The 967-nt window shown below is 68.1% G+C and carries 1 protein-coding gene; it reads right to left on the reverse strand.

Features of this window, described 5'->3' with window-relative positions; genetic code table 11:
* On the reverse strand, positions 1-929 hold a 929-nt coding region (locus tag ACYVKZ_RS21025), incomplete at its 3' end, for an IS481 family transposase (protein ID WP_460994421.1).
* Positions 930-967: the final 38 nt, after the last annotated feature.

The following is a 967-nucleotide window of genomic DNA, read 5'->3' on the forward strand; positions in this document are numbered from 1 at the left end:
GGCCTGTGGTGATTGTAGAAGTGGAGCCATGCCGGGAGCGCGGCGCGGCGGGCTGATTCCGAGTTGTAGTGCTTCGTGTGGGCCCAGCCGTCGGCGAGGGTGCGGTGGAAGCGTTCGATTTTGCCGTTGGTCTGCGGGCGGCGGGGCCGGGTGAACTTCGGTTTGATCCCCAGCTCGGTGCAGGCGTGCCTCCAGGCGTGCGAGCGGTAGGCGGGTCCGTTGTCCGAGAGCACCCGCTCGACCCGCACGCCGCGGTCGGCGAACCAGGAGACAGCGCGCTGGAGGACCTCGATGGCGGTGTCGGCTCGTTCGTCGTCATGGATCTCGGCGTAGGCGACGCGGGAGTGGTCGTCGATGACGGTATGGACGAAGGCGTGGCCGGTGAGCGGGCCGCGGTTCGTGCCCTTGCGCCGGTTCACGTCGGTTGCCGCGCGGTTCTTCCCGCCCTGGGGCCGCCCGACGAACCGCCAGCCGCCGCCGATCGGGATGTTGCCGAGTTTCTTCACATCGACATGGATCAGGGCACCCGGCTTCTCGTGCTCGTAGCGGCGGGCCGGCTCTCCGGTCTTCACATCGATGTGGGAGAGCCGGTTGAGCCTGCAACGGACCAGGACGGCGTGGACGGTCGAAGCGCTCATCCCGAGCCTGGCAGCGATCTGGACGGGGCCGAGGCGCTTTCTGATCCGAAGGTGCACGATCTTCTTCACCTTGGGCTGCGGGGTCCTGTTCGGATGGGAGTGCGGCCGGCTCGATCGGTCGCCCATTCCCTCGGACCCGAGCTCGACATAGCGGCGGGCCCACTTCGCCGCGGTGGGGTACGAGACGCGGAAGTACTCGGCTGCGGCCGAGACCGACCAGCCATCGTCCACGATCAGCCGGGCAAGCCGGAGACGTTGGCGCGGAGTCAGCGCCGCGTTAGCGTGAGACACGAGAACCTCCTGGTTCAGAGCGGAAGCGGTAGCAGCTC

The sequence above is a fragment of the Sinomonas soli genome, from assembly GCF_054782415.1.